Source organism: Delftia sp. PX-1 (genome assembly GCF_055797465.1).
In genome coordinates this window covers 3,909,083-3,933,410 of record NZ_CP184763.1, presented here as the reverse complement: position 1 = coordinate 3,933,410, position 24,328 = coordinate 3,909,083, and the positions used below count along the sequence as shown (strand labels likewise).

Sequence of the window (24,328 nt, the reverse complement as noted above, 5' to 3'; positions counted from 1 at the left end):
TCCGGGCTCAGGCCCTGAGGTTTTGCAGCGAGACCTGGCCGGTCTCCAGGTCCAGGCTGGTCTTGAGCAACAGCTCCAGCGGATAGGGCATGGACCAGAACTGGCAGCGGATCTCGAACTGCAGCGTGTTGTGGTGGTTGAGCTGCTCGGTGGAGGCCAGCAGCGTCACGGCCAGCGTCTTGGGCAGGATGCGCGGCTCGAAGGCCAGGATGCTTTCGCGGATGCTGCGCTCCACATGGCCCCAGTCCAGCTCGGACAGCAGCTGGCCGGCCAGCGGCGGCATGCCGTAGTTGATGACCGAGCGCTGCACATGCTCCAGCCCCTCCATCTCCACGTGGTCCCAGGCATCACGCGCATTGAGCAGCCAGCCCAGGTCGCGCAGCAGGGCCTCGCGCAGGCGGGATTCGTTCACGAAGACCGCATCGGGCCGCTCGGTGCGCAGATGGGGCTCATGGTCGGTCAGCCGGTCCAGCAGGGCGGGCTGCAGCCGGTCCTTGGCTGCGGTCGCCTGGTTCTGGCGCGTGCGCAGCGTGGGCATGGGGTTGAGGGGACTGGGGCGCATGCAGGGTCCTCAAGGGCCAGTGCGGCCCGAATCGGCCAGTGGGTTCTCGGGCTCCTTACCTTTCAGTGCAGGGTCCTTGCGACAGGCTGAGAGAGGCCGTGCACGTGCAGAGAAGATCTGCACGATCTGCTCTTTGCCATTGTCAGTGGACACCTTCAGGCAGGCGCAGCCATAACCGGCACTGCCATGACTTGTGCGCACCCAGTCACGGTCCGTGAAATGCGGCCATTCGCCGCGCGCCTGGTGGCCGCCCTGCTGGCCGATGGTCCATTCGGCCTGGCTGTCGGTCAGCGATGCATTGCCCGGGGTGGGGTTGTCGAACCAGCCACAGCGCATGGCATTGGACGGGCCGGGGCCGGCAGCTGATGCAAGCCATGGGCCCACGCACATTACGGCGGCCAGCAGAATGCGCGGGCAGCGAAGAGTGGCCGGGAACGGGGTGGCACTTGCTTTTGGCATTGTCTTGTCCTTCATGGCGTGGCGGTGGCTGCCGGTTTGAGGACGCGGGCCTCCAGGAGGATGGCCTGGAACTTGGTGGCGATGGCTGCGATGTCGGTGGCATGGTCGCTGCCGTTGACCATGCGCCGCGCACCGACGTAGTCCGTGGCACTGCCCAGGAAGAACTGACTGAAGCGTCGCCCGTTGGCAAAACCTTCCCCGGTGCGCATGCCATGTGACATGAGGGCGTAGGCCACCTCGGGTGTCTTGACCAGTTCGGGGTCCAGCAACAGGCCCATGCCTCGGCCCACGGCCACGCCAGCGGCTGCATAGTTGGACCACCAGGTGAGCTGGACGTAGCCGCGCCCGTAGAACGCCTGCTCGGCACCGTCGTCCGTTTCGTAGGCCTTGACGGCGGCGCCGCCATCCTTGGTGCCCATGACCGCCTTGGCCTGGCGGGGCGTCACGGAGCCATTGGGAGAGACGTAAAACTGGTCTCCATCCTGTTCGGTGATGCGTATCCTGCCGTCAGGCTGCATCTTGATCTTCACGGGCTCGTGATAGCGCCGCCCCTTGCCCTTACCCGCCTCGTTGACAGGCGCCATGGTCATCAGCCATTTGCGCTCGCGCACGACGATGGGGCGCTTGTGCTTGTCCAGAAGCGGCTGACCCTTCTTGTTGACTGCGATCCGTTCCACACTGGTCGGAGATGTCGTCTCCCACATCACGGTAGCCAGCATGTAGGCCGCGTAGCGGATGTCGTTGATGCCGGGGTCCTTTTCGATCATGCCCAGCAGTTGGGCGGCGGCAGGAATGGCAGCGGCATCGAACCGCGCGTCCTTGCCGAACTGCTGCATGAATTCGCGCTGGAACACCGCGCGGTCGTAAGTGCCTGCGTATTGGAAGCTGGGTGTAGTCTTGTTGGTCATGCGTGTCGATATGGATAGGCAGTCATTGGGGCAGGCCAGATCAGCCGACGGTCTCCAGCGCCAGCTGGCGCACCTGCAGCATGGGAAAGTCCTCGGAGTCGGTGACCCAGGTGCGCTGGCCGTGGCCGGCGACGTGGCCTGCGGATTCGTCAGGATCGGAGGCATCTGTGTCCAGCGGGCTCCACTGCGTGCGGCGCGACATGCGGACGGCGTCGTCATCGCCGGGCGCCAGCGGATAGCGCGCGGGCATGAAGCCCTGCAGCGCGCCGCCCTCGCGCAGCGTGACCTCGCAGGGCAGCCAGATCAGGTCGCGCAGGTCCTGCACGGGCTCGAAGCCGATCTGTGCAATGGCGTCGAAGGGCAGCCAGTAGTAGCTGCCGTGGGCCAGCAGCTCGCAGACAGGGCCGAGGCGGGTATCGCTGTCGGCCAGCCATTCGAAGCGGTGCTCGCCCATGTGGCCTGCGGTGGCGGGCGCCTCGTCCAGGGCGCGGGCGCGCAGGTCCTGGGCAGCTGCTCCTTCATGGGCCAGGGCGTCGATCAGGCAGGCCAGCCATTGCGCGGGCTCGCCCATGAGAAAGGGCTTTTTCTTGCCGGCGAAGACCTCGGCGCGCAGCACTTCGCAGCGGATGGCCTCGCGGTAGGCGCGCGCCATGGGCTCGCACGAAGGGTCGAGCTGCGCGCACAGCTGCAACTGCTCCAGCGCCTTTTGCCATTCGCCCAGCACGCACAGCAGCTGGAAGTAGTAGACGCGCAGGGGCGCCGAGGCCGGGGCCTGGCGGATCTGGTCCTTCAGGGCCTTGAGTTGCTCGTCCAGGGAAAGCTGTGAGGTGAAGCTGGGCAGGGGCATGGTGAAAACGCAGGAAAAAGAGAGGGGCGGGGTGCGGCTGCGCCCCGGTCAGTCGTCGTAGGAGCGGCAGCCCCAGCGCACGGCGTCGGGCGCCTCGCCGGCCACATGGCCGATGACGATGCGCGGTGGCGTCTCGTCCAGGCCCTTTCTGAGCGGCATGGCGCGTGCGTACTGGGCGGGCAGCTCGCCAAAGCCTTCAAGATCCCAGCTGCTGCGCGCCTGCGGCCGGGCCTTGGTGCGCTGGACCAGCGCCTGCAGGCTGCCCGTGGCGCGCGCCGCGACAATGCTGCCGCTGCCGCCGCGCACGGTGATGGAGGACACCTGCGTGCCATCGATCTCCAGCGGCGTGGCAAACAGGTAGAGCAGGTCCAGGCTTTCGCCGGGCGCGCGGTCCACCACGGTCACGCCCTGCGCGCGCAGGCGCTGGGCCAGCGCTTCGTCGCGGCCATCGGGAAACTCGATGCGGCAATGCAGTGCGTCGGTGAACAGGGTGGTGATGTCCGCTGCCGCTGCCGCCGTCGTTGTCGTGGCGGGGGCGGCTTGCACCGTGGCGCAGGCCGTGCCGGCCAGCAGCAGGGTGAAGAAGGTTTTGGAACAGGCGTTCATGGCGTGGCTCAATGGGCGCATCAGGCGCATCAGGGATGGCGGTAGATCTTGAAAGCGGGCTTGTGGGTGCGGTAGCCGGGGCCTGCCCAGAAGCCGTTCTGCTTGAAGTCCGAGATCCAGACGCTTCCGTCGAACATCTGCATGTGGCCGGCGGGCGATGAGGTGAAGCCCTGCATCACCGCCACATCGCCTTTCTTGTAGCCACCTTCGGGCATGGCGTCGTAGCGTGTGAAGCCGGCGGCCACCAGGCTGGTGCCGTAGTCCTTGGCATCACGCGTGCGCTGCAGTGCGATGCCGCCAGCGCCGATCGCATCGCGCACATAGCGCGCGCAGTAGCCGGCAGAACTGGCGCGGGCATTGGTCTGCAGGGTGGCGACGGCGTTGTCTACATTCCAGGGCATGAAAAGCCTCTCTGAGTTGGGTCCTGGAGGGGAAAGCTTCTCCAGGCCTGTTTCTTGTTATGGGGCCTGGCCCTGGTGCGAGCGTGTCGGCACCAGGAGCCAGGTGGGCGGACAGTCTTACTTCGCGCCCTGCTTCACGGAAGGCAGCTTGGACACCAGGCGCAGCGACACCGTCAGGCCTTCCAGCTGGTAGTGGGGGCGCAGGAAGAACTTGGAGGTGTAGTAGCCGGGGTTGCCCTCGACTTCCTGCACCTGCACCTCGGCGGCGGCCAGAGGCTTGCGGGCCTTGGTCTCCTGCGAGGAGTTGGCCGGGTCGCCGTCCACGTAGTTCATGATCCAGTCGTTGAGCCAGCGCTCCATGTCGGTGCGCTCGCGGAAGGAGCCGATCTTGTCGCGCACGATGCACTTGAGGTAGTGCGCGAAGCGGCAGCAGGCGAACATGTAGGGCAGGCGCGCCGACAGGTTGGCATTGGCCGTGGCGTCGGAGTCGTAGTACTCGGCGGGCTTGGCCAGCGACTGGGCGCCGATGAAGGCGGCCACGTCCGAGTTCTTGCGGTGCACCAGGGGCATGAAGCCGTTCTTGGCGAGCTCGGCCTCGCGGCGGTCGCTGATGGCGATTTCCGTGGGGCACTTCATGTCCACGCCGCCATCGTCGGTGGGGAAGGTGTGGGCCGGCAGGTTGTCCACCGCGCCGCCCGATTCCACGCCGCGGATGGAGGTGCACCAGCCGTAGTACTTGAACGAGCGGTTGATGTTGACCGCCATGGCGTAGGCCGAGTTGGCCCAGCAGTACTTGCCGTGGTCGCCGCTGTCGGTTTCTTCCTCGAAATCGAATTCATCGACCGGGTTGGTGCGCGCGCCGTAGGGCAGGCGTGCCAGGAAGCGGGGCATGGCCAGGCCGATGTACTTGGCGTCGTCGGACTCGCGCAGGCTGCGCCAGGCGGCGTACTCGGTGTTGGTGAAGATCTTGGTCAGGTCGCGCGGGTTGGCCAGCTCCTGCCAGGATTCCATCTGCATGATGGCGGGCGCCGCGCCCGAGATGAAGGGGCAGTGGGCCGCGGCGGCCACCTTGGCCATTTCACCGAGCAGCTCCACGTCCGGCGGGCTGTGGTCGAAGTGATAGTCGCCCACCAGGCAGCCGAAGGGCTCGCCGCCGAACTGGCCGTACTCCTCTTCGTACACCTTCTTGAAGACGGGGCTCTGGTCCCAGCCCACGCCCTTGAAGCGGCGCATGTTGCGGTGCAGCTCCTTCTTGGAGATGTTCATGACGCGGATCTTGAGCATCTCGTCCACCTCGGTGTTGGTCACCAGGTGGTGCAGGCCGCGCCAGGCGCCTTCGAGCTTCTGGTAGTCGTCGTGGTGGATGATGCGGTTGATCTGCTCGGACAGCTTGCGGTCGATCTCGGCAATGATGGCCTGCACCGTCTGGTAGGCATCGTTGGACAGCGTGATCGCCGAGCCCAGGGCCTGCTGGGCCAGCGTCTGCACGGCCGCTTCCACGGCTTCGCGGGCCTGCTCGGTCTTGGGCTTGAATTCCTTTTGCAGCAGGCTGCCGAATTCGCTGCCGGCCAGCGCCTGGGTCGATTGTTCGAGTTGGGTTGCGGTATTCATGACGTGCTTGCCTTCCTGATGTGCTGCCTCAAGCCTCGGATGCAGGGCCCAAGGCCTGCGGGGCAGTGATATTGGGCGCGGCGGCCAGCGACTTGAGCAGCGCAGGGTCCTTGAGCACCTTGCCGATCAGCTCCTCGGCGCCCTGCTTGCCGTCCATGTAGGACAGCAGGTTGTGCAGCTGGGTGCGTGCCTCCAGCAGCGAGTTGAGCGCGCCCACGCGCCGCGCGATGGCGGCGGGGGAGAAGTCCTCCATGCTCTCGAAGCTCAGGTCGATGTTGAGCTTGCCCTCGCCCGTCAGCGTGTTGTCCACCTGGAAGGCGACGCGGGGCTTGATGGACTTCATGCGCGCATCGAAGTTGTCGATGTCGATTTCCAGGAACTTGCGGTCGGCGATCTCGGGCAGCGGATCGACGGGCTTGCCCGACAGATCGGCCAGCACGCCCATCACGAAGGGGATCTGCACCTTCTTTTCCGAACCGTAGATCTCGACGTCGTACTCGATCTGCACGCGCGGCGCACGGTTGCGCGCAATGAATTTCTGACCACTCTTGCCGGTTTTGGTGAGCGACATGCGGGTGTTCCTTTCAAGAAAAAAATAGGTCGCAGAAGTAAAAAGCCTGGAGTCCCGCCTTGCGGCGGACCGAAGGGCTGAGGGCGCAAGAGGCCGTTTGGAAACGGTCAAAGCCGTGGAAAGGCGCAGATGTCATGGGGACGCTGGCTCCTTGAAGTCGAAGTCCGGCTCCAGCAGATCAGTGCAGGCTTCGCAATAGAGGTAGGACACAGAGCGTTTGCTCTCTGTGGTTCCCCAGCCGGTGCCGTCATCGATGGCCAGCCGGAATTCGCGGCCACCCTTGAAGCGCACGACGGCACTGGCGCTGCAGCTACCGGTTTCATAGGCACGCGCGTAATTGAACTGGCTGCTGGACCTGGCGTGGCGCAGGAAATAGCGCACACGCTTTTCGTCAATGCGCAGTGAATCGCAATGGATGCGGGGGTCTTCGCTTTTGGCGGTGCCGCCGCGGGTCGTGATGCGCTCGATGGCGTTTGCATGCCGTGCACCGGCATCTGCGAAGGCTGGCGTCGAGAGACCCACGCCCAGGGCCATGAAACAGCATTTGGCCTTCATGTCTGCTGCTCCTGCAGGTGGGCGCCCGTGATCACTTCCACCTGGGCCAGGCTGTCGGGCGACAGTTCGCGCAGGATGTCCATGAAGCCCATGCGCATGAAGCGGGCGGCGCGGCGGATGAGCAGGGGGGCGGGGTTGGAGGGCTCGGTGCGCTCCACGAAGGCGGCGATCTCCAGCAACTGGGCAATCGCCTGTTCGCGGTTGCGTGCCGGGGTGTGGGGGGTGCCGGGCGCGGGCTGGGATGCCAGGCCGTCCCCGGTGCCGACCTGTGTGGCCGGATCGGTTTCAGCGGTCGTGTCGGCGTCGCCTGTGGTCTGGGGCAGCCATTGACCGAGGGCCAGCAGCAGCTGGCGCAGGCCGTCGAGCTCGGGCTGCTGGTGGCTGGGCAGGTGCTGTTCGCAGCAGGCGCGGATCCGGTCGAGTTCCTGCAGCGCAGGGGTGACGGCCAGCAGGGTCTCGTGGCCCTCGGCATGTGCGCGGGCCGATGCCATGCGCAATTCGTCGGCGGTCAGGTGCGGCAGGTCCTCGGGCACGTTGCCCCTGGCCATCAGTTCGGCGTCGCGCACGCTGATCTGGCCCAGGGCGCCGCGCAGGAAGTCGGCGTTGCGCAGGTCGCGCACAAAGCCCGTCACGTCCGACAGGGTGCCCAGGGCGTTCATGCGCATGAAGTAGTCGTCGCCGTCCTCGGGCAGGGGGTGGACATGCTCCCAGTGGCGCTCCAGCAGGGCGGCGCACAGCTGCAGGCCCTGCAGCGTGCCGGGCAGGCCGTGCAGGATGGTCCAGGCACGGCACAGCAGCACGGCCACGCGCAGGTCCTTGGTGCGCTGCATCAGGGCCGAGGCCTGGCGCTCCACGTCGCGCCAGTCCGGTGGCTCGGCGGGGATGACGGTGTCGCCGAACTGCTGTTCGACCTTGCCCTGCGCAGCGCTTTCCATGGACTGGAAGTCGTTGTCATAGGTGAGGTCCGGGCCGCAGGGGGGCTCGGCGGAGGTCTCGGTCAGCAGGTCCTGGATATTGGCCATGGGCGGGATTCGATGTGGCTTGGGGTTTGGTGTGCAGGGGCAGTGCGCTCTATGCGGGTTCAGGCGCCCTTGAACAGGCGGGTGAACAGGCGGCGGTGCAGCACTTCGTGCTGGACCACTTCGTCAGGTGCGTGGCGCGGCGTGGCCGAGATCCACCAGACGGAGGTGGTGGAGCCCGGGCGCATGCAGGCGCGCCAGTCCATGCGGGGCAGGCGCGCGGCGTTGCCCTGCGAGGCGCCCATGTCGAGGTCGGCCAGCAGGCTGTGGATGGAGGTGCTGTCCGGCGCGCTGCGCTCCTGCTGGAACGGCCATTGCAGGGTGGCCAGCCGCTCGTCGAGCTGCTGGGCCGACAGGGGCAGGCGCCGCGCGTCGATGAGCGCATCGCGTGCGCCGCTCAGAAAGCGTTCGATGTCCTGGTCCGACGCCGGTATGCCGGAGCTGCCGTCCACCGTGGCCATGATGGCCAGCGGAAAGAGCCGGCCGATGCGGTCGGAGCTGGGGCCGATCACGCCCACCATGGACTGGCCCAGGATGGAGGCAGGGCACAGGAAGAACCACAGCGGCGAGTGCACGAAGCGCGTGGACCAGCCGTCGGCCGCATCGCTGCGCAACTGGTCCATGCCGTTGCGCAGCCATTCGTCCCAGCGCATGGTCAGTGCGTGGGGCATGCGCCGGCCCACGAAATCGCCCTGGCTGGGCAGCTTGCCCCACCAGGCGGCGCATGGCCGCTGGACAGTCATGGCGTTCACAGCCGGTCCGGACATTCGAATTCCTCCATGGCCTTGAGCCGGAATGGGTTGAGAACGCTGCTGGTGGTGACTTCCATGCGCAGCTTGCGCCCGTCGATGGTGAAGATGGCCGTGAAGCGCTCGGGCGAGTTGCCCGGCAGGATCTGGGCGCGGTCGAACAGGCGGTGCAGGGCCCAGGGGCCTTCGGTCACGATGCCGGTGTTCTGCGCGCCGGCCGCCGTGATCTGCAGCCGGGCCTGGCCGGTGCCGCGCGTGCCGGGCCAGGAGACAGCCTTGGGGATTTGCGGGCCGTGCTGGTAGCGCACGATCTCGCCGTCCACGTCCAGCACCATCTGGGAGATGGAGGCGTCCATGTCCAGCGGCTTGATCTCCAGCCGGATGCCGGGCGTGTTGCCGCCTGCGCGGAAGAACACGTCGCGGATGGAGGCCGCGCGCTGGAAGGCGGCCAGCGAGGCAGAGCCCCCCACCGGCGTGCCGTCCACACCCTGCTTGAAGGTCCAGGGCACGGTGGAGATGTCCACCATGGTCTGCAGTTGGGTGCGGAAGAACTCGTCCATGGTGCCGCCGGTGGCGAACAGGCGGGCGAAGTCGTCCGTGGTCACGTCGCGCGTGGCGCTGCGCGTGAAGGGGTAGCGGCCCAGGATGGCACGGCGGCAGAAGTCGCCGATGGTGGCGTTGAGGTTGCCGCCCAGCGTGCTGCGCACGCTGCTTCCCACGAAGGACGAGGTGGAGGTGGCCAGGGCCTCGTACATGCTGTTGAGCGGAGGCGGCACGCGCTTGGCCTCCGAGCGCACCTTCTCCAGCGTGCCGCTCAGCGAGGGAGGCACGCCGCCGCCCTGGATCACCTGCTGGCGCGCCGAGGCGATGACGGCCGCCGCCTCGTTGAGCACCTGCAGGCTGGCGGTGATGGGCGCCGGGCCCGAGCCGTTGCTGGTGGCAAGGCGCCGGTATTCGCGGAAGCGGAAGTCCACGATGTCGGCCTCCAGCGTGCCGGTGGCCAGCATGCCGCCCACGTTCAGCGGCTTGCCGGTCAGGCGGCTGAGCTGGTGCTGTTCCTCGCGGATGCGCTGCAGTTTCTCGCCCAGCCAGCTGCTGGTGCTGCCCGAGCTGCCGCCTTCCTGCTGGTCCGGGCGGCGGGCCAGCGTGGTCTCGCGGGCCACGGCGCGGATGAACTGCTCCAGGCTGGAGTTGGCGGACGAGTACAGGCGGGCCTGCTCGCCGGCCTGCTCCAGCGAGGCCGTGCGTATGGGGCGGATGTCGGCCAGGAAGGTTTCCCACAGGCGCGCGTACTCCATCAGGTACAGGCGCTTGACCTCGTTGGCCAGCTGGCCCGTGAGCACTTCCTGGGCCACGCTGCGCCGGCCTTCGGCCTGGCCCAGCACCCAGGTTTCCTCCTTGGCCAGCAAGGTGGTGACCTTGGGCAGCTCGTGCAGGAAGAGGCCGTGGTAGCCGTCATAGGTGAACAGGCCGCTGATGCCCTGGGTGAGCGGCTTGCCGCTGGCACGCGCAAAGACCTGGGGCGCCTCGGGTCCGCTGGCACGCACCACGCTGAAGTCGGGCGGCAGCTTGTCGCCGGTGTTCAGCAGCTGCTTGAGGCGGCTGTAGGCACGCTGGGCGGGCGACATCTGGGCCAGGCGCTGGCGCACTTCGGCGACCAGGTTGGCGTCGATGGGCTGGGCGGAGACCACCACGCGGCCGTCGATGAGGCGGTCCAGGTGCTCGGACAGCTGGTCCACCAGGCCGGCCTGCACCAGATGCTGGGGCAGGGTGTTTTCCCAATCGCTGCGCAGCCAGGCCTTGACGAAGGTGGCGTCGAAGTGGTCGGGCTCGTAGAGCATGAGATAGGCCTTGAGCGTTTCGTAGCTGGCCTCGGGGCTGCCGGTGCTGACCTGGCGCAGCGAGCGCGCGACATGGCTGCTCAGGCGCGGCAGCCAGGCGTCTTCCAGCAGGCGCAGGTAGGTGGCGTGGGCGGCCGTCTGCACCTTGGGCACCTGCAGCAGGCCCCAGCGCCAGCCCAGCGGGGCCGATTCCTCGAAGCGGCTGCTCTGCGCCACGCGCGCCGCGTGGTTGAGCATGGGCACCAGGGCGACCACGTTGTCGGGATCGGTGGCCTTGGATTCCTCCACGGCCTGGCGCAGCGTGCCGGCGTTGTCGGCCACTTCGTTCAGGTAGCGCTGGTTGTTCTCGTAGCTCAGCGTCCAGGCCAGGGCCGCGCCGCCCAGGGCCAGCAGCAGGGCGCACAGGCCGGCGGCCTGCATCAGGCGCAGCTGGCGCTCTTTCTTGGCGTTGCGCCCGGTCAGGCCGGACTCGTTGAACATCACGTCCTTGAACAGCGACTCCAGGAAGTAGCTGCGGCCCTGCTGGGGCACGGCATCGGCCGGCAGGCGGCCGCGCAGCGCAAAGCGGCGCGACAGGGCCGACATCACGCGGTCGAAGGGCATGCCCTCCTGCGTTCCGCTGGTGAAGTAGACGCCGCGCAGCAGCGGCTTTTCCTTGAAGCGCGAGGCGGAGAACGCCGCATCCAGCGTGTCGCGCACCACGTCCTTGAGGCCGGCAAACTGCTGGGGCAGGGCGTAGAGCAGGCTGCGGCGCGCAAGATCGGGCTCGGTCATCAGCCGCTGGGGCAACAGGCGGTTGATCTGGGCGACCAGGGCGTCGAATTCCTCCATGTACAGGGCGCTGGCGGCCTGCGGGTCGCTGGCGGGCGAGCGCTGGGTCTTTTCGTCATAGGGGTAGGTGAAGCCCCAGACCTGGGCGCGCTCCTCGCGGCTCATGGCGCCGAAGAACTCGTTGAAGCCCGCCAGCAGGTCGCTCTTGGTGACCAGCACGTAGACGGGAAAGCGGATGGTCAGCTCCTCGCACAGCTCGCTCAGGCGCAGGCCGATCAGCTGGGCCAGCTGGGCACGCTCGGTATCGCTGCTGCTGAGCAGCTCCTGCACGCTGAGCGTGACGATGACGCCGTTGACCGGCTGGCGTCCGCGAAAGCGCCTGAGCAGCTGCATGAAGCCCTTCCAGGCAGCCTTGTCCTGCTCCGCATCGCTTTCCTGGGTGGTGTAGCGGCCGGCCGTGTCCAGCAGCACGGCTTGGTCGGTGAACCACCAGTCGCAGTTGCGCGTGCCGCCCATGCCGGGGATGGCGCGCTTGCCGAACTGGGCCGCCAGCGGGAAGTCCAGCCCCGAGTTGATCAGGGCCGTGGTCTTGCCCGAACCCGGCGAGCCGATGATCAGGTACCAGGGCAGCTGGTAGATGTAGCGCTTGTTCCAGCGCCCGAACAGGCCGCCTTCGGTCTGGCCGAAGCGGGTCTTGCTCAGCGTGTCCAGGGCTTCCTTGAAGCGGGACTCCAGCTCTGCCACTTCCTCGGAGCCGGCAGCGGGCGTGCCGTCCGCCTCGCGCGGCGAGGTCAGGCGGGACAGGCCGGTCATGAGGTGCTCGTTCATGCGCTGTGCGCGCCACCATTTCAGCAGCAGGCGCAGGAACCAGAGGATGAACAGGCCGGCGATCAACCACCAGCGCACGGTGGGGCTGCCCAGTGGCTGGTAGGGCTGGATGAAGACGAGGGGGCCGACGAACCAGATGAGCAGGCTCAGGGCCACCAGGCCCAGAAGCTCCAGCATGTAGCGGTTGAACAGCCATGAGGCGATGCGACGGATCATGGGGGTCAGTTCCTGGTCTCGGGTGCGGCAGGCAGGGCCTGCAGTTGCTGGTCACGCTGCTGGGGCGCGACCAGCAGGACGATTTCCACCCGCCGGTTCAGCGCCCGGCCTTCGGCCGTGTTGTTGGGGGCGACGGGGTCGCTGTCGGCACGGCCCTCGGCATGCAGGCGCTGGCGGTCGCGCAGCGAGCCGCCCAGCATCTGGGACACGGCCTGGGCGCGCTCCTGCGACAGGTTCCAGTTGGACGGGAAGCGCGCCGTGCGGATGGGCAGGTTGTCGGTGTAGCCATTGACGATGACCTTGCCCGGCACTTCGTCCAGCGCCGCGGCCACGCGGTGGATGACCTGCACGTAGCGGGGCTTGACGACGGTGGCAGCCGGGTCGAACAGGCCGTCGCCGCGCAGGATGACGGTGCTGCGGTCGGCTTCGTCGCGCACGCTGACCAGGCCTTCGCGGATTTCGGGCTCCAGGAACTGCCGCAGCCGCGGCTTGATGGTGGCCACGGTGGCAGCCGCCGAGGTGCGCGGGAACCGGATCTCGTTGATGGCGGCGAACAGATCATCCGAGCTGTTGGACAGCCGGTAGCTGAACCACAGGTAGATGAAGAACGCCAGCAGCAGCGTGATGGCTGCCGCCACCCACAGCGGCACCATGGCCCAGGGCGGCGAGGCCAGGCGCTGCACGCCGCGCCAGTGCACGGACAGCAGGCTGCTGCGGTCGCCGCGCGTCGATTCGATGAGCTGCAGCAGGCGCGCCTTGAGCGTCTCCAGCTGGGCGCGGCCGTTGTCGATCACGCGGTAGCGGCCTTCGAAGCCCAGCATCACGCAGTAGTACAGCAGCTCGATGAGGTCGATGTGCTGGTGCGGCGTCTGCACCAGCCGGGCCAGCAGCTGGAAGAACTTCTCGCCGCCCCAGGTTTCGTTATGCAGGGCCACGAGCAGGCTGTAGTGAGGCCAGATACCTGCGCTTCCCCAGGGCGTCTGGGCGGCGGTTTCGTCGAGCACGGTGCAGATGCAGTAGCGCGCGCCGATGATGGTTTCCATGGGCACGCCGCTGGCGCCGGCACGCTGCTCGAACTCGCGTATGTGTTCGAGCAGCAGCTGCTGCAGCGCGCGCGGGTCTTCGTTGGTGACCATGGCGCGGATCTGGGGGATGAGGTTCAGCAGCTGGTTGGCGGCGGCCACCAGCGGGTTGCCGCCGCTGACCACGTCGGGCAGGTTGGAGCGCAGCGGCTCCTGGCCGGCAGGCGCGGGCGAGGCGCTGGCTGCGCCTTCGGCACGGCCCGCGTCGCCGTCTCTCCCCCAGGGCATTTGGTGGCTGATGTTGGAACTGTTCATGTCGGAAGATGCGTCGCGCCGTCAGCGGCGGATGGCCCAGAACTCCAGCTGCAGGTCGGGGAATTCACCGGAGACGTGCATGGCAAGGCCGCCGGAGCTTTGCAGCTGGTTCCACAGGTCGTGCGTGGTGTCCACCTCGAAATAGTTGTAGCCCGCGTGGTAGGGGATCTCGCGCGGGGCGATGGGCAGCGGCCGCAGCGTGACGCCGGGCAGGTGCAGGTTCACCAGGTCGCGTATGCGCTCCACCGGGCCCAGCTTGGTCTGGGTGGGGAAGTGGGTGCGCAGGAATTCCGGCGTGGTCTGGGCATGGGCGGCCAGCACGAAGTCGCAGGTGGTCAGCAGCTCGGTGGACGGGATCAGCGCCACGCGCACGCCGTACTGGCGGTCGTGCAGCGGGATCTGGATGGCGTTTTGCTCCAGCACCGAGGACAGGCTGCGCCGCAGCTCCAGCATCAGCGGCGGAAAGCTGCGCCGCAGGTCGTCGTGGTCATAGACGGGCAGCACCTCGGGGCGGCGGCGCTCGTGGTCGAAGGTGGTCAGCTCGGCGGCCAGGCGCAGCAGTTCCTCGAACAGGCGCTCGGGATGGATGCTGCCGGTGCGCACCCAGTGCTGGGCGGCGCCCGTCCAGTGGTTGATGAGTTGCAGCAGCAGGAAGTCGCCGACCTCGCCGATGCCGCCGCGCTCGGGCTGGATCATGCGCTGGGCCAGAACCTCGCCGCGCTGGCGCAGCAGGCCGTGGATTTCCTTGCAGAAGGTATTGAGCACCGAGCTGGGCCCGTTGTTGACCACGGTGGGAATGAAGCCGGGCTCCAGCAGCACGCCTCCGCTGGCCTGGCGCTCGACCACATGGGCCACGGGCAGGCTGACCCAGCCTTCGGTCAGCTCGTGGGCGGGGCGCAGGCTCAGGCGCAGCCGGCCCAGCTGCACCTCGGCGGGCTGGGCGCCCACGTCGTTGCTGTCCGCCACTTCGGTCACGTCACTGAGATAGCGCGCGGGGCTTTGCGTGCCTTCGCCAAAGGTGACCTCGCTGCCCGACAGGCGGCGCAGCGGCAGGGCCAGGTGCACCACCACGTCCTTGAGGTCCTTGCCGATGTCCAGCGGGGTGGGCGCCTCGTCGTCGCCCGGCAGCTGGAACGGCGTGCCGTCGGGCAGCACGCCGTGTGCCGAGCGTATGCCCAGCTTGCCCATGCGCAGCAGATCGGTGTCCAGCTCCAGTTCCGAGAAGCCCCAGAAAAAGGGCTGTCCCGGCAGGCTGCGCGACTGCAGTTGCCGGAACAGGAAGCGCTCCTGCTGCTGGAAGTGCTGGGGCCGAAGGAACATGCCTTCGGCCCAGATGACTTTGCGTTGCCAGACCATGGTGGATAGATGTGCGTTTATTGGGATGCGGGTTGGATGCGCACGGTGACCTCCTCGCGGGTCAGGTGCACCTGGTAGCGCACGGGCTGCAGCTTTTCGGTGGAGCCCATGCCCCACCACCGCCTGCGCAGCTCCACGGAGTTGGGCGCGGCGGCCGAGGCGCGCCAGGTGCTGCGCTCCAGATCGCGGTAGGCGGCGAACAGGCCGAAGGCGCGCACATCGGGGTTGCCCTTGCGCTCAATCACCTGGCGTTGGCCGGGCGCGATCAGGAATTCCTCGCGCCGCACGAAGTCGCTGCCCAGCTGGCCGTCGTCCTTGTCCTGCAGGTCGAAGAAGCCGGCGCGGTCGAATGCGGCGGAGGCGCGCAGCTCGTAGATGCGCAGCAGCACGGGCTTGGGGATGCCTTCGCGGTCGGGGTTGATGTCCATGTCGGCCACCACCTCGAACACGGCGGCGGGCACGGCCGTGGGCGCCACTTCAGGCGCGCGGCTCAGGGGATTGAGGGAGCCGCAGCCGGCCAGGCCGGTCGCCATTGCCGTGCCCAGGCCCAAGGCGCCCAGCGTTTGCAGCGCCTGCCGGCGCGCTTGCGGTACATGCGGTGCATGCGATTTCCACATGGCTTCTCCTGTCTCGATATCAGTCATTGGTGTCACGCGGGCAGATCCACACCGTCAGCGCGCTGAGGTTGTCCTGGTGCGGATTGCCGCTGGATACGACGCGGCCGACCATGCGCTGTATCCATTCGTCGGGGCGCTGGCTCGCGGCCAGCAGCTGCTCCATTTCCGACTCGTGCATGCCCTCCCAAAGGCCGTCCGAGCACAGCAGGAAGACATCGCCGGGCTCCAGGGCCACGGCGGCGGAGCGGATGCTGGGCGGCACCTGGCCTTCGGCACCGATGGCGCCGGCCAGGACGTTGCGGTTGGGCAGGCGGCGCGGGTCGTTCTCTTCGTACAGGCCGGCGTGCAGCAGCTGCTGCACCAGGCTGTGGTCTTCGGTGCGCAGGTGCATGCGGCCCGCGCGGAACCAGTACAGGCGCGAGTCGCCCCAGTGCGCCCACAGGGCGCGGCCCTGCCCTGGGTCGATGCACAGCACCACCACGGTGGCGCTCATGTGCATGCGCGAGGCCGAGGTGGACTGCTGGCCGCTGACGCGGTGCTCCGCCTGGGAAATCAGGGAGGCCAGGCTGGCAGGGGCGAACAGCGGGTTCTCCCGGAAGCCCTCCAGCACGGCCTGGACCGTGAGCTGGGCGGCAAGTTCGCCATGCCCGTGCCCGCCAGCCCCATCGGCCAGGGTGCAGCACAGGCCGGCGGCGCCCAGGTCCATCAGGCCCATGGCGTCTTCGTTGCTGGAACGCCTGCCGCTGTGGGATGCGCTGGCCACCTGGATGCTGTAGCGGTGGCCGTCTCCGTCGAGGTAGGCGATCACGGCTGGCCTTTCACGGACTGCTCGGCGTTTTCGTAGGCCTCGACGAAGGTGCGGCCCGAGAAGGCCATCAGATCGTCCTCGGCATGGCGGCGCAGCACGTCGAAGTTGTGCTTGTAGTCGTCCCACAGCGCAGCCTTGCGGCCATTGGTCAGCAGCTTGTCCAGCAGGCCGGGGTTGGTTTCGGTGCGGCGCTCCAGCTCGGTCGGATCGAACCGGGTCAGGGCCTCGGCATAGGCGGCGCGGATGCCGGCCATCAGGGCCAGCTGGTGCACGTGCAGATCCTGGAAGGCGTCCTGCATGGCGGGCAGCGGCTTCATGAAGCCCGGGAAGGTCTGGTGGACCATCTGCATGAGCACGCCCTCGGAATTGGGCAGGAACTTGAGCGGGTTGTTGGCGCCCGTGGCAATGATGGTGACGCCGGCACGGAACTCGCGCTTGATCTCGGAGCGCGCCGCCAGCAGGTCGATGGTGCCCTGCACGGCAATGCGCAGGGCTTCGCCGAAGGTGCGCATGAATTCAGGCGTGACCTCGAAATGGGTCTTGGCCGGGTTCAGGCCCGCGCCTTCCATGAAGGCCGTGGCCAGGGCCTGCAGGTCGGCGTGGGCGGCGCTGGCGGCGTTGGCGGCCGGCTGGGGCTGCACCGGAGCATCGACAGGCGCGGCGGTGCAGGGCAGGGTGCCGACGGGAATGGCGGCGGCGCCCTGGCCGAGGATGCTGGAGGCTGCGTTGAAGTGGACGCTGGAGCTGGTGTTGGCGGGAGCGGCGGCAGCGCTTGCGGCAGAAACGATGGCTGGCGCAGCTTGGCCTGCGCCGGACTGGAAGATGTCCAGGTCCAGCCCGTTGGTGGGCAGCAGTCCGTCGAGCACGACGGGCTCGGCGGGGATTTCGGGGGCCGTGGCCATCGGTGCAGCAACTGGTGCAGCGGCAGGTAAGGGAGCTGGTACGGCAACTGGTACGGCAGCTGGTGCGGCCTGAACCTGTACAGGTTGCTGTGTCTGCGCCGCAGGCGCCAATGACTGCTCCAGGCCGGCCGGCTGGGCCGGCGCCGCTGCACCCTGTGCAGCAGGCTGCGCAGGCGGCTGCATGCGCGGCAGGTTGAAGGCCTGGCCCAGCTCGGAGCCCCGGCCCGATGCCTGTTGCAGCGGCGCTGCGTCGCCGGGCAGGCCGCCCTGGTCGAACAGCGCGAGCGGATCGAACTTTTGCGATGCCTCGAAGCACGAAGGCAGGCCGGTATGGGAGGCGTCATGCAGTGCCTCGGTGCTCAGGCCCTTGAGGGGAAGCGTTTGGACCATGCCGTCATGGCGCTGCTGAATCAGCTCGCCCTTGCCGTGCGAGGGCAGGCCGGCCCAGCCTTCTTCCTGCTGCCGAGCCTGCTCGGGCGGCGGTGCAAAGGGGTCGAAATCATTGGGAATCAGCAGCGGGCGGTGCTGCGGCCTGGCCGGCTGCGGCATCGCCATGGCCGCTTGCTCGGGGGGGATTGCACTCTCGGCAGAAGGCGCAGGCGGGGTCTGGATGTCATCCAGGCTCAGCGCCGTCAGGCCTTCCCAGGGATCGGCGATGCCGGCGGCGGCTGGAGGCAGAACGTCTGCCAGTGGCGCAGCTTCTGCCGGCCCCGTTGATTGAGGCTGCAGGGGGTTGTCAACTGCGGGGGGCTGCTGGATCGGTGGCTGCGGGATTGCCGTGACCGGCGAGGGAACCGATGGCGTTGAGGGTGCTGAGGACGCAGAAGGTGCTGAGGGCGTCACAGCCGCTGCAAATGCTGCGCTGGCAGGCGCCGGCACGGCTGCACCGGGCAAGGCCGGTGCCTCGAAAGGGGTGCCCGGCGCCACGGCGGCCAGGGTGTAGGCGCCGATGCGGATGCGCGCGCCCAGTGTCAGGGCCACTTCCTGGCCCGAGCGCACGGGCTGGTCTGCCACCCAGATGGGATCACGCTCGCTCAGGTTCGCAACAAAGGCTCCCTCGGAATCGAGCCTGACCATGGCGTGCACGCGCGCCACGGAAGCGTCCGGATCCGAGATGATGAGCTTGTTCTGGCCACTGCGTCCGATCGTGCCGCCTGCCATGCCGAATACGGCATGCCAGTGGCGGTCGACCGCAACGCCATCGTGGTCCACGACCCTGAGTTCGATTTTGTCCATGGAGTCTTAGGCTAGGCAGTTTTCAGGAAGCGTCGGGGGCCTCGGCAGGCCTCAGGAGGCCTTGCGCGCGGGCGCCGGGCGCTTGTTGCGCAGCGCGGCGCGGGCATTGTTGAATTCCCGGCCCCAGGTGGGATGGCCCTTTTCGGCCTCGGTCAGCTGGAAGGTGGGGTCCAGGGCCAGGGCCATGTCGAAGTGCTGCCGGCAGGGCTTGCGGCGGCCTTCCACGCAGTGGCTGAAGGCGATGTACTTGAGCGCCTTGACCTGGCTGCTCATCGGCAGCTCCTGCGCGGTGGACAGGGGCGTCAGGGCCGTGATGGCATCCTCGTAGCGGCCATCCACGTAGAGCTGGATGGCCTCGACCAGCTCCTGCTCCTTGATCACCACCGGGTCCACGGGCTTGACGGGCTCGACAGGCGCCTGCACCACGGGCGGTGCTGGCTCGGGCTCCGCCGGCTTGGGTGCGGTTTCGCAGGCGGCCAGCCCGAAGGCAACGGCAAGGGCAAGGGTCAGGCGCTGGAGGGAGTGAGGGATATGCATGGACATGGTCATCGGGCATCAAAGTCATGGGAAAGGGTCACCGACTGGCCGTCGGTGATGCGGATCACCTGCCGATAGCTCTCGAAGCCGGGGTTGCGCAGTTCCACTGTGTGGGAGCCTGGCGCCAGCTTGAGCAGCACGACGGGAGGGGTGACGCCGGACGGCTTGCCGTTGATCAGCACGTTGGCCCAGGGGCTGACCCTCAGGCGCAGGTTGTGATCTGTCCGTGGCGTCTCAGGCCGTGCGGCCAGTGCGGCGGAGCGCACCGGGGCCGAGCCCGATGTCAGTGCGGTGATCGATGTGATCACGCGGCTGTTCAGTGCAAAGCCGCCGGCCGTGGGCGCTGCGGGTGCCACGCGCAGCCGTTGGGCGGCAGGGCAGCGCTGGGTCCAGCGTTCCTGGGCGCGGCTGTAGGCGTCCCGCCACGGCGTACCCGTGGTCTCGTAGGCCTGCAGCGCAAAGCCGGGGTGGGCGGCGAACGCGGCGTCGAAGGCGGCCTCGCAGCGCGCCCATTCCTTGTGCGTGCAATAGGTGTAGGCCAGGTACTTGTGGGCGGAGGCCCGCTCCATGGGATCCGCCAGCCCGCCAAACAGCGCAGCCTGCAGCGCACGCTCGGCCTGGGCCAGGTCGCGCGCCTCGAACAGCGCAATGCCCTGCGCCAGCTGCGGGCGTCCTGCCGAGCCGGTTTGGGCCGGCGCGGCCTCCTCGCATGCCGCCTGGGAATGCGCCAGGCAGGGCAGGCCGAGCACTGCAGTGCACAGCATCCATCGCCAGCAGTGGTTCATCAGTCGAGCCATGCGCCGCGCTCATTCGAAAAGATGGTTCACGGTCACCGACTCGCCCTTGGTGACCGTGATGGTCTTGGTCACCGTAGAGGCCGCACCCGGGTTGCTGATGTCGATGCGGTACTCGCCCTCCGGCAACTCCATCTGGGTCAGCGGCGGGCTGGTCCGTGCCGGGGCGCGGTTCACGGAGACATAGCCCCAGGGCACGACCCTGAACACCACCTTGCCTGTGGCCGCTGCGGGCTTGGCGGGGCGGGCTTCGGTCTTGGGCGGCTCGGTGGGCAACGGCTCGGGCACCGCGGCCACCGTGACGGGGGCGACGGGCGCCCCTTGCTCGGGCTGGGAAGGGGGGAGTTCAGCCAGCGCGGCCTGCTCCGGCGGGGTCATCGGCTGCACCTGCTCCGTGGAGGCCAGCGAGGCCTCGTTGAGCAACTGCTTGAGCAGCGCCTGGGCCTCGGTGCGGTGCTGTCCTTCGGGGAAGCTGTCCAGGTAGTCCTGCAGGCGGGCCAGGCTGGACTGGCTTTGCGCCTGCTGCCATGCCAGGCTGTCGCGGGCTGCCAGGGTCTTGGCACGGGCCTGGTCCTGGGAATGGTCGTACCACAGCACGCCGCCGCCCGCGATGGCCGCCAGCACCAGGGCGCCGATGGCCATCGGCACGGCCATGCCGCTGCGCCTGGCCTTGGGCACTGCCTGGACGGCAGCGGCCGGAGGCTGCACCCCTGCGGGCGCGCCCTGAACGGCGGGTGCGGAGGCGGGCTGTTGGGATGCAGGCGCCTGCGCCTGAACCGGGGGCTGCGCAGGCTGAGCGGGGGGCAGTGCCTGGTCGATGTCGATGTACGGACCGTTGTCCAGGCCCATGGGATCGGCGGCAGATGCCTGAGGCGTCATCTGGGGCGCGGCTGCGGCTGCAGATGGCTGGACAGGGCCGCCTGTTGCCAAACCCCCAGGCGCGGTGGGAGCGGGCGGCACCGGTGCGACCGTGGCGACAGGAGGGACCGGTGCAACAGATGCAACAGGCGGGACCGCAGGCAAGGGCATGACCGTGGCCGCGGGCGCTGCCTGCGGCGCTGCTGCAGGAACGAAGATTTCCGTGATCGGCACGAAGCGCGGCGCCTGCACGGCTGCCGACTGGGTGGCCATGGCGGCCTGTACGGACGCAGGCGGCGTGATCGGGATGTAGATGGGGCTGGGCTCCCCCGGCGCAGGCGCTGCCCGGGCGTCGGTGGACAGGCCCAGCAGGCTGCGCAGTTCGGCAATGGATTGGGGGCGGTCCTGGGGGCGCACGGCCAGCGCCCGTTGCATGCCCTGCAGGAAAGCGTCGGAGTAGCCCGGGACCTGTTCGGAGGTCAGCGGCTGCATGGGATCGGTGACCATGCGCGCGACCGAGGTGGCCGGGATGCGGCCCGTGGCGGCCTGGTGGATCAGTGCGCCGACCTGGTAGATGTCCGTCCACGCGCCCTGGGGCATGGCGCCGTCGTCCACGTATTGCTCGATGGGCGCAAAACCGGGCTTGAGCACCATGGTCAGCGCCTGGGTCATGTCGCCGATGATGCGGCGCGCGGCGCCGAAATCCAGCAGCACGGGGCTGCCATCGCGCTGCACGAAGATGTTGTCCGGCGCGATGTCGCGGTGGAAGCAGTCTTGCGCATGCAGCACTTCCAGCACGTCCAGCAAGGGGATCAGCAGCGCGCTGAGCCCGGCCTGATCCATGCGGCCGGACGATGCCTTCAGCACCTGGCCCAGCGTCTGGCCCTCGTAGTGGCGCATCACCATGTAGGCCGTGCCGCCGGCTTCGAAGAATCGGTAGACATGCACCAGGGTGGGGTGGGAGAAGCGCGCCAGCAGGCGGGCCTCGTTGATGAAGCTGCGCAGCCCGGCGTCGAAGGCGCCACGGTGCTGCGAGCGCACATGCACCTGATGGGAGCTTTGCCGACCGGCCAGTGCCGAAGGCATGTACTCCTTGATCGCGACCTCGCGGTCCAGCGAGAGGTCACGGGCCTTGTAGACGATGCCGAAACCGCCTTCGCCGATGACATCGAGCACGCGGTATTCGCCAATCTGGACACCTGCCGGAAGGCAGTTGGTCGAACATGCTGCTTCGCTATCCATGCAATCCCACCCAAGATGTTGTTTCACACGCTGGCGGGCGAGGTCTGTCGCAGTGCCAGGGTGCCGAATCTGTTCGAGGCCATTGGACAAGCACAAAGCCGGCATCGCACCGGCAATCTGTCTATGCAACCGCTGGTTTTCCTCGATCAGCCAATTGTCTGAAGCCGGGGGCCAAAGACGAACGTCATGGACTCGTCATGAATACAAGATCGTATTTCAATCGGACTCCGAATGCGGCGTGAGTGTAGCTTGAGTTCTGCAAAAAGCCATGACACGTATCGAATGGATAAGCGATGGATACATTTTTTTTCAGATGTATCGGCCGTAACAATTCAGTCGGGCCAATTGTTTGTATTTTTCCGATCTTATCCACTATCATCGCGGCTCCAACAAAGGAGGGCGGTTCACGACAGTGAGGATTGCAGGCGATTGTCAATACATTCCTTGACCATCCAGGGTATGCGCCGCACTGATCTGAATCACATGTTCAGTGAATCGGTTTCGTGCGCTCTGCCCGGGAGTGGTTTTCCCCTTTGTTCGCGTGTGAACCATCCGATGCAGTCGGTCTATTGGGTTGCATGCGAACGTTTAATCCATTAATTCGAGAGGTGTGCAATGTCCGTTGATATGTTCATGAAGGTCGAGGGCGCCAGTGGCGAATCCCAGGATTCCAACCACAAGGGCTGGACCGACATCGACTCCTTCACCTGGGGCGCGACCCAGCCCAACACCATGGCCAGCGGCGGTGGTGCCGGCGCCGGCAAGGTGAGCTTCCATGACCTGAACGTCATCGCCAAGGTGGACAAGTGCTACCCCGCCGTGCTCAAGCACTGCGCCACGGGCAAGCACCTGGGCCAGGTCGACATCTCGCTGTGCAAGGCCGGTGGCTCGCAGATCGAGTTCACCAAGATCACCCTGACCGACGTCATGGTGACGAACGTGACCGTCAGCGGCGCCAACTCCTCTGACACCGTGACTGTCAACTACTCGTTCCAGGCTGCCAAGGTCAAGACCCAGTACTGGGAACAGACCAACCAGGGCGGCAAGGGCGCCGAGAGCCAGATGGGCTTCAACATCAAGGAAAACCGCGAAGCCTGAGTCTTCTTGCGCAGGCTTGCTGCTGCGGCAAACCCGCGTCGGATGCATCCGGCGTGGGTTTGCCGTGGATGCGCGGGAATATGGCCTCCATCCATCGATGGAGGCTTTCCAGTATGGAAAGCTGGAATCGAGCGGTGGATGGAATATCGGGCAGGACGTGCCTTGTCTCTGCACGCGCAAGGCCGCTGCTAGCAGATTCACATGTCAGTTCCTTGACAGAAAGCCGCCTTCCATTCCTGTCAGAGGCTGAATGCCTCAATATCTTGCAATATTTAACAAATACACAAACCCATGGCCGCAGGCATGGGGAAATTGATGTGCTCGTTGCACCATGTGTGTGCAGAAACTCTCTGGAAAAAATGGATTGGCGCAAATATGCGCAGGATTACCGCGAGTGGGTTCCTGTTGGTGTTGGTCCAGTCACTTTGAATGTCTGGTGCCGGGGGTTGCCAAACGCTATGGTGGCCTTTGCGGCGGCAAGTCGCGGAGCATACACGAAGATCGGCCGTTGTCGAGGATATTCTTGTAGGTCCAATTATTAAAACGCAATTCGTTTCTTTAATAAATCCCACTGCCAACTTGTGTACAAGAAAGAGTACTAAATGCGTGAATGGACCATTGCCCATTGCCTGATAGCAAATCAGGCAATGGTATTGCTGCTGCGGTCGGCGTATACCCTGTCTTCGGCCATGCGCGAGTCCGGTGTCGAAGGCAAGGCCTGGCCCTTCTTCAGGGCTCCGGGCATGTCGTTGCCAGCCCCTGGCGGCGGCCAGCGGCAAGGCCTGCGTGCTCCAGCAGGCGTGGCAGTCGCATGAGCATCGCGGTTGTTTCCTCGCCGGTGTGCGAGACGCGCCAGGGGCCTGCGAGCAGCGCGCATTCGCTGGCTGCGCAGATCTACGCCTGCCTGAAGAACGACATCTTCGATTTCCGCCTGCTGCCTGGCGACCGTTTCAGCGAAGGCGAGATCGCCACGCGCATGCAGGTCAGCCGCACGCCCGTGCGCCAGGCGCTGTTCTGGTTGCAGCGCGATGGCTATGTGGATGTGCACTTCAAGAGCGGATGGCAGATCAAGGCCTTCGACTTCAAGTACTTCGAGGATCTGTACGAGGTGCGCACCCTGATGGAGACCAGCGCCGTGGCCAGCCTGGTGGGCGAATCGCTGCAGTCATTGCAGCCGCTGCGCGAAGTCTGGTGCGTGCCCGAGGAGCAGCGCGAGACCGACCCCGCCGTCGTGGCCTCGCTGGACGAGGCCTTCCATACCGGCCTGGTGGCCGCGACCGGCAACCAGGAGATGGCGCGCATCCACCTGGACATTACAGAGCGCATCCGCATCATCCGCCGCCTGGATGTGATCAAGCTGCCGCGCGTCTCGGCAACCTATGACGACCATGCCGCCATTCTTGCCGCCATCGAGGCCGGCGATGCCGCGCTGGCCCAGTCCTGCCTGAAGCAGCACATCGCCGACAGCCGTGCCGAGGTCAAGCGCATCACCTTCTACATGCTGCAGACGGCGCGCGAGCGCTACGGAGCCCTGCAGCAGACGGCCTGATGGTCGGGATGTGTGGAACGGGCCTCTTCGGAGGCCCTTTTTCATGGGCG

23 protein-coding genes are annotated in these 24,328 nt (G+C 67.0%); 3 read left to right on the top strand and 20 right to left on the bottom strand.

The window, feature by feature from the left end; all coding sequences use genetic code 11:
* Positions 1-7: 7 nt before the first annotated feature.
* From tssE to ACN20X_RS17940, 20 genes are all read right to left on the bottom strand, one after another.
* Entirely contained in the window at positions 8-562 is a 555-nt protein-coding gene (gene tssE, locus ACN20X_RS18035; RefSeq protein ID WP_016453373.1) for a type VI secretion system baseplate subunit TssE, read from the bottom strand.
* A gap of 9 nt (positions 563-571) precedes the next feature.
* The gene (locus ACN20X_RS18030; protein ID WP_224986301.1) at positions 572-1,036 is read right to left on the bottom strand and encodes a DUF4087 domain-containing protein; all 465 of its coding nucleotides are present in this window, start codon (positions 1,034-1,036) and stop codon (positions 572-574) included.
* Positions 1,033-1,929: a lysozyme family protein gene (locus ACN20X_RS18025; protein ID WP_034393887.1), complete on the bottom strand. Its 897-nt coding sequence runs from the start codon at positions 1,927-1,929 to the stop codon at positions 1,033-1,035. The genes ACN20X_RS18030 and ACN20X_RS18025 overlap by 4 nt, the downstream gene beginning before the upstream one ends.
* A 40-nt stretch (positions 1,930-1,969) precedes the next feature.
* Positions 1,970-2,776 (bottom strand): type VI secretion system accessory protein TagJ, encoded by an 807-nt coding sequence (locus tag ACN20X_RS18020; protein WP_126311371.1) that lies wholly within the window; start codon positions 2,774-2,776, stop codon positions 1,970-1,972.
* A gap of 48 nt (positions 2,777-2,824) precedes the next feature.
* On the bottom strand, positions 2,825-3,382 hold the full coding sequence (locus ACN20X_RS18015) for a hypothetical protein (RefSeq protein ID WP_047472710.1): 558 nt from the start codon (positions 3,380-3,382) through the stop codon (positions 2,825-2,827).
* Between the two features lie 29 nt (positions 3,383-3,411).
* Positions 3,412-3,783, bottom strand: coding sequence for a hypothetical protein (locus tag ACN20X_RS18010; protein WP_013802359.1), 372 nt, complete (start codon positions 3,781-3,783; stop codon positions 3,412-3,414).
* Positions 3,784-3,900: 117 nt separating this feature from the next.
* Positions 3,901-5,394, bottom strand: a complete 1,494-nt coding sequence (tssC, locus tag ACN20X_RS18005) for a type VI secretion system contractile sheath large subunit (protein WP_016446990.1) — start codon at positions 5,392-5,394, stop codon at positions 3,901-3,903.
* Positions 5,395-5,422: 28 nt separating this feature from the next.
* Entirely contained in the window at positions 5,423-5,965 is a 543-nt protein-coding gene (tssB, locus tag ACN20X_RS18000) for a type VI secretion system contractile sheath small subunit (protein ID WP_013802360.1), read from the bottom strand.
* Between the two features lie 132 nt (positions 5,966-6,097).
* A complete protein-coding gene (locus ACN20X_RS17995) occupies positions 6,098-6,520 on the bottom strand; it encodes a hypothetical protein (RefSeq protein ID WP_016453377.1) in 423 nt (140 codons plus the stop codon).
* Complete coding sequence (gene tssA, locus ACN20X_RS17990) at positions 6,517-7,542, bottom strand: type VI secretion system protein TssA (protein ID WP_016453378.1); 1,026 nt, start codon at positions 7,540-7,542, stop codon at positions 6,517-6,519. The genes ACN20X_RS17995 and tssA overlap by 4 nt, the downstream gene beginning before the upstream one ends.
* A gap of 59 nt (positions 7,543-7,601) precedes the next feature.
* Entirely contained in the window at positions 7,602-8,306 is a 705-nt protein-coding gene (tagF, locus tag ACN20X_RS17985; RefSeq protein ID WP_016453379.1) for a type VI secretion system-associated protein TagF, read from the bottom strand.
* Complete coding sequence (gene tssM / locus ACN20X_RS17980) at positions 8,288-11,944, bottom strand: type VI secretion system membrane subunit TssM (protein WP_017405328.1); 3,657 nt, start codon at positions 11,942-11,944, stop codon at positions 8,288-8,290. The genes tagF and tssM overlap by 19 nt, the downstream gene beginning before the upstream one ends.
* Before the next feature lie 5 nt (positions 11,945-11,949).
* On the bottom strand, positions 11,950-13,281 hold the full coding sequence (locus ACN20X_RS17975; RefSeq protein WP_016446985.1) for a DotU family type VI secretion system protein: 1,332 nt from the start codon (positions 13,279-13,281) through the stop codon (positions 11,950-11,952).
* Positions 13,282-13,302: 21 nt separating this feature from the next.
* The gene (tssK, locus tag ACN20X_RS17970) at positions 13,303-14,637 is read right to left on the bottom strand and encodes a type VI secretion system baseplate subunit TssK (RefSeq protein WP_016446984.1); all 1,335 of its coding nucleotides are present in this window, start codon (positions 14,635-14,637) and stop codon (positions 13,303-13,305) included.
* A 17-nt stretch (positions 14,638-14,654) separates the two neighbouring features.
* Positions 14,655-15,254, bottom strand: coding sequence for a type VI secretion system lipoprotein TssJ (gene tssJ, locus ACN20X_RS17965; RefSeq protein WP_016446983.1), 600 nt, complete (start codon positions 15,252-15,254; stop codon positions 14,655-14,657).
* Positions 15,255-15,273: 19 nt separating this feature from the next.
* Positions 15,274-16,062: a PP2C family protein-serine/threonine phosphatase gene (locus tag ACN20X_RS17960; protein ID WP_016446982.1), complete on the bottom strand. Its 789-nt coding sequence runs from the start codon at positions 16,060-16,062 to the stop codon at positions 15,274-15,276.
* Positions 16,059-18,200 carry a type VI secretion system-associated FHA domain protein TagH gene (gene tagH, locus ACN20X_RS17955; protein ID WP_473209693.1) on the bottom strand — a complete coding sequence of 714 codons (2,142 nt, stop codon included), beginning with the start codon at positions 18,198-18,200 and terminating at the stop codon, positions 16,059-16,061. Before tagH ends, ACN20X_RS17960 begins: the two co-directional genes overlap by 4 nt.
* A gap of 51 nt (positions 18,201-18,251) precedes the next feature.
* Entirely contained in the window at positions 18,252-18,737 is a 486-nt protein-coding gene (locus tag ACN20X_RS17950; protein ID WP_473209692.1) for a TssQ family T6SS-associated lipoprotein, read from the bottom strand.
* Between the two features lie 8 nt (positions 18,738-18,745).
* Positions 18,746-19,534, bottom strand: a complete 789-nt coding sequence (locus ACN20X_RS17945; protein WP_392458209.1) for a PEGA domain-containing protein — start codon at positions 19,532-19,534, stop codon at positions 18,746-18,748.
* Between the two features lie 9 nt (positions 19,535-19,543).
* The gene (locus ACN20X_RS17940; protein WP_244451640.1) at positions 19,544-21,631 is read right to left on the bottom strand and encodes a serine/threonine-protein kinase; all 2,088 of its coding nucleotides are present in this window, start codon (positions 21,629-21,631) and stop codon (positions 19,544-19,546) included.
* Between the two features lie 615 nt (positions 21,632-22,246).
* Here ACN20X_RS17940 and ACN20X_RS17935 point away from each other — a divergent pair.
* The 3 genes from ACN20X_RS17935 (at position 22,247) to ACN20X_RS17925 (ending at position 24,278) form a co-directional block, all read left to right on the top strand.
* Positions 22,247-22,729, top strand: a complete 483-nt coding sequence (locus tag ACN20X_RS17935; protein ID WP_016446977.1) for an Hcp family type VI secretion system effector — start codon at positions 22,247-22,249, stop codon at positions 22,727-22,729.
* Positions 22,730-23,331: 602 nt separating this feature from the next.
* Complete coding sequence (locus tag ACN20X_RS17930) at positions 23,332-23,544, top strand: hypothetical protein (RefSeq protein ID WP_126311363.1); 213 nt, start codon at positions 23,332-23,334, stop codon at positions 23,542-23,544.
* Positions 23,541-24,278 (top strand): GntR family transcriptional regulator, encoded by a 738-nt coding sequence (locus ACN20X_RS17925; RefSeq protein WP_016453385.1) that lies wholly within the window; start codon positions 23,541-23,543, stop codon positions 24,276-24,278. Before ACN20X_RS17930 ends, ACN20X_RS17925 begins: the two co-directional genes overlap by 4 nt.
* Positions 24,279-24,328 lie beyond the last annotated feature (50 nt).

Bases quoted from the DNA above. Each gene is read 5' to 3' on its own strand.
- tssE (WP_016453373.1), bottom strand. From the start codon at position 562: ATGCGCCCCAGTCCCCTCAACCCCATGCCCACGCTGCGCACGCGCCAG.
- ACN20X_RS18030 (WP_224986301.1), bottom strand. From the start codon at position 1,036: ATGAAGGACAAGACAATGCCAAAAGCAAGTGCCACCCCGTTCCCGGCC.
- ACN20X_RS18025 (WP_034393887.1), bottom strand. From the start codon at position 1,929: ATGACCAACAAGACTACACCCAGCTTCCAATACGCAGGCACTTACGAC.
- ACN20X_RS18020 (WP_126311371.1), bottom strand. From the start codon at position 2,776: ATGCCCCTGCCCAGCTTCACCTCACAGCTTTCCCTGGACGAGCAACTC.
- ACN20X_RS18015 (WP_047472710.1), bottom strand. From the start codon at position 3,382: ATGAACGCCTGTTCCAAAACCTTCTTCACCCTGCTGCTGGCCGGCACG.
- ACN20X_RS18010 (WP_013802359.1), bottom strand. From the start codon at position 3,783: ATGCCCTGGAATGTAGACAACGCCGTCGCCACCCTGCAGACCAATGCC.
- tssC (WP_016446990.1), bottom strand. From the start codon at position 5,394: ATGAATACCGCAACCCAACTCGAACAATCGACCCAGGCGCTGGCCGGC.
- tssB (WP_013802360.1), bottom strand. From the start codon at position 5,965: ATGTCGCTCACCAAAACCGGCAAGAGTGGTCAGAAATTCATTGCGCGC.
- ACN20X_RS17995 (WP_016453377.1), bottom strand. From the start codon at position 6,520: ATGAAGGCCAAATGCTGTTTCATGGCCCTGGGCGTGGGTCTCTCGACG.
- tssA (WP_016453378.1), bottom strand. From the start codon at position 7,542: ATGGCCAATATCCAGGACCTGCTGACCGAGACCTCCGCCGAGCCCCCC.
- tagF (WP_016453379.1), bottom strand. From the start codon at position 8,306: ATGTCCGGACCGGCTGTGAACGCCATGACTGTCCAGCGGCCATGCGCC.
- tssM (WP_017405328.1), bottom strand. From the start codon at position 11,944: ATGATCCGTCGCATCGCCTCATGGCTGTTCAACCGCTACATGCTGGAG.
- ACN20X_RS17975 (WP_016446985.1), bottom strand. From the start codon at position 13,281: ATGAACAGTTCCAACATCAGCCACCAAATGCCCTGGGGGAGAGACGGC.
- tssK (WP_016446984.1), bottom strand. From the start codon at position 14,637: ATGGTCTGGCAACGCAAAGTCATCTGGGCCGAAGGCATGTTCCTTCGG.
- tssJ (WP_016446983.1), bottom strand. From the start codon at position 15,254: ATGTGGAAATCGCATGCACCGCATGTACCGCAAGCGCGCCGGCAGGCG.
- tagH (WP_473209693.1), bottom strand. From the start codon at position 18,200: ATGGACAAAATCGAACTCAGGGTCGTGGACCACGATGGCGTTGCGGTC.
- ACN20X_RS17950 (WP_473209692.1), bottom strand. From the start codon at position 18,737: ATGCATATCCCTCACTCCCTCCAGCGCCTGACCCTTGCCCTTGCCGTT.
- ACN20X_RS17945 (WP_392458209.1), bottom strand. From the start codon at position 19,534: ATGGCTCGACTGATGAACCACTGCTGGCGATGGATGCTGTGCACTGCA.
- ACN20X_RS17940 (WP_244451640.1), bottom strand. From the start codon at position 21,631: ATGGATAGCGAAGCAGCATGTTCGACCAACTGCCTTCCGGCAGGTGTC.
- ACN20X_RS17935 (WP_016446977.1), top strand. From the start codon at position 22,247: ATGTCCGTTGATATGTTCATGAAGGTCGAGGGCGCCAGTGGCGAATCC.
- ACN20X_RS17930 (WP_126311363.1), top strand. From the start codon at position 23,332: ATGCGTGAATGGACCATTGCCCATTGCCTGATAGCAAATCAGGCAATG.
- ACN20X_RS17925 (WP_016453385.1), top strand. From the start codon at position 23,541: ATGAGCATCGCGGTTGTTTCCTCGCCGGTGTGCGAGACGCGCCAGGGG.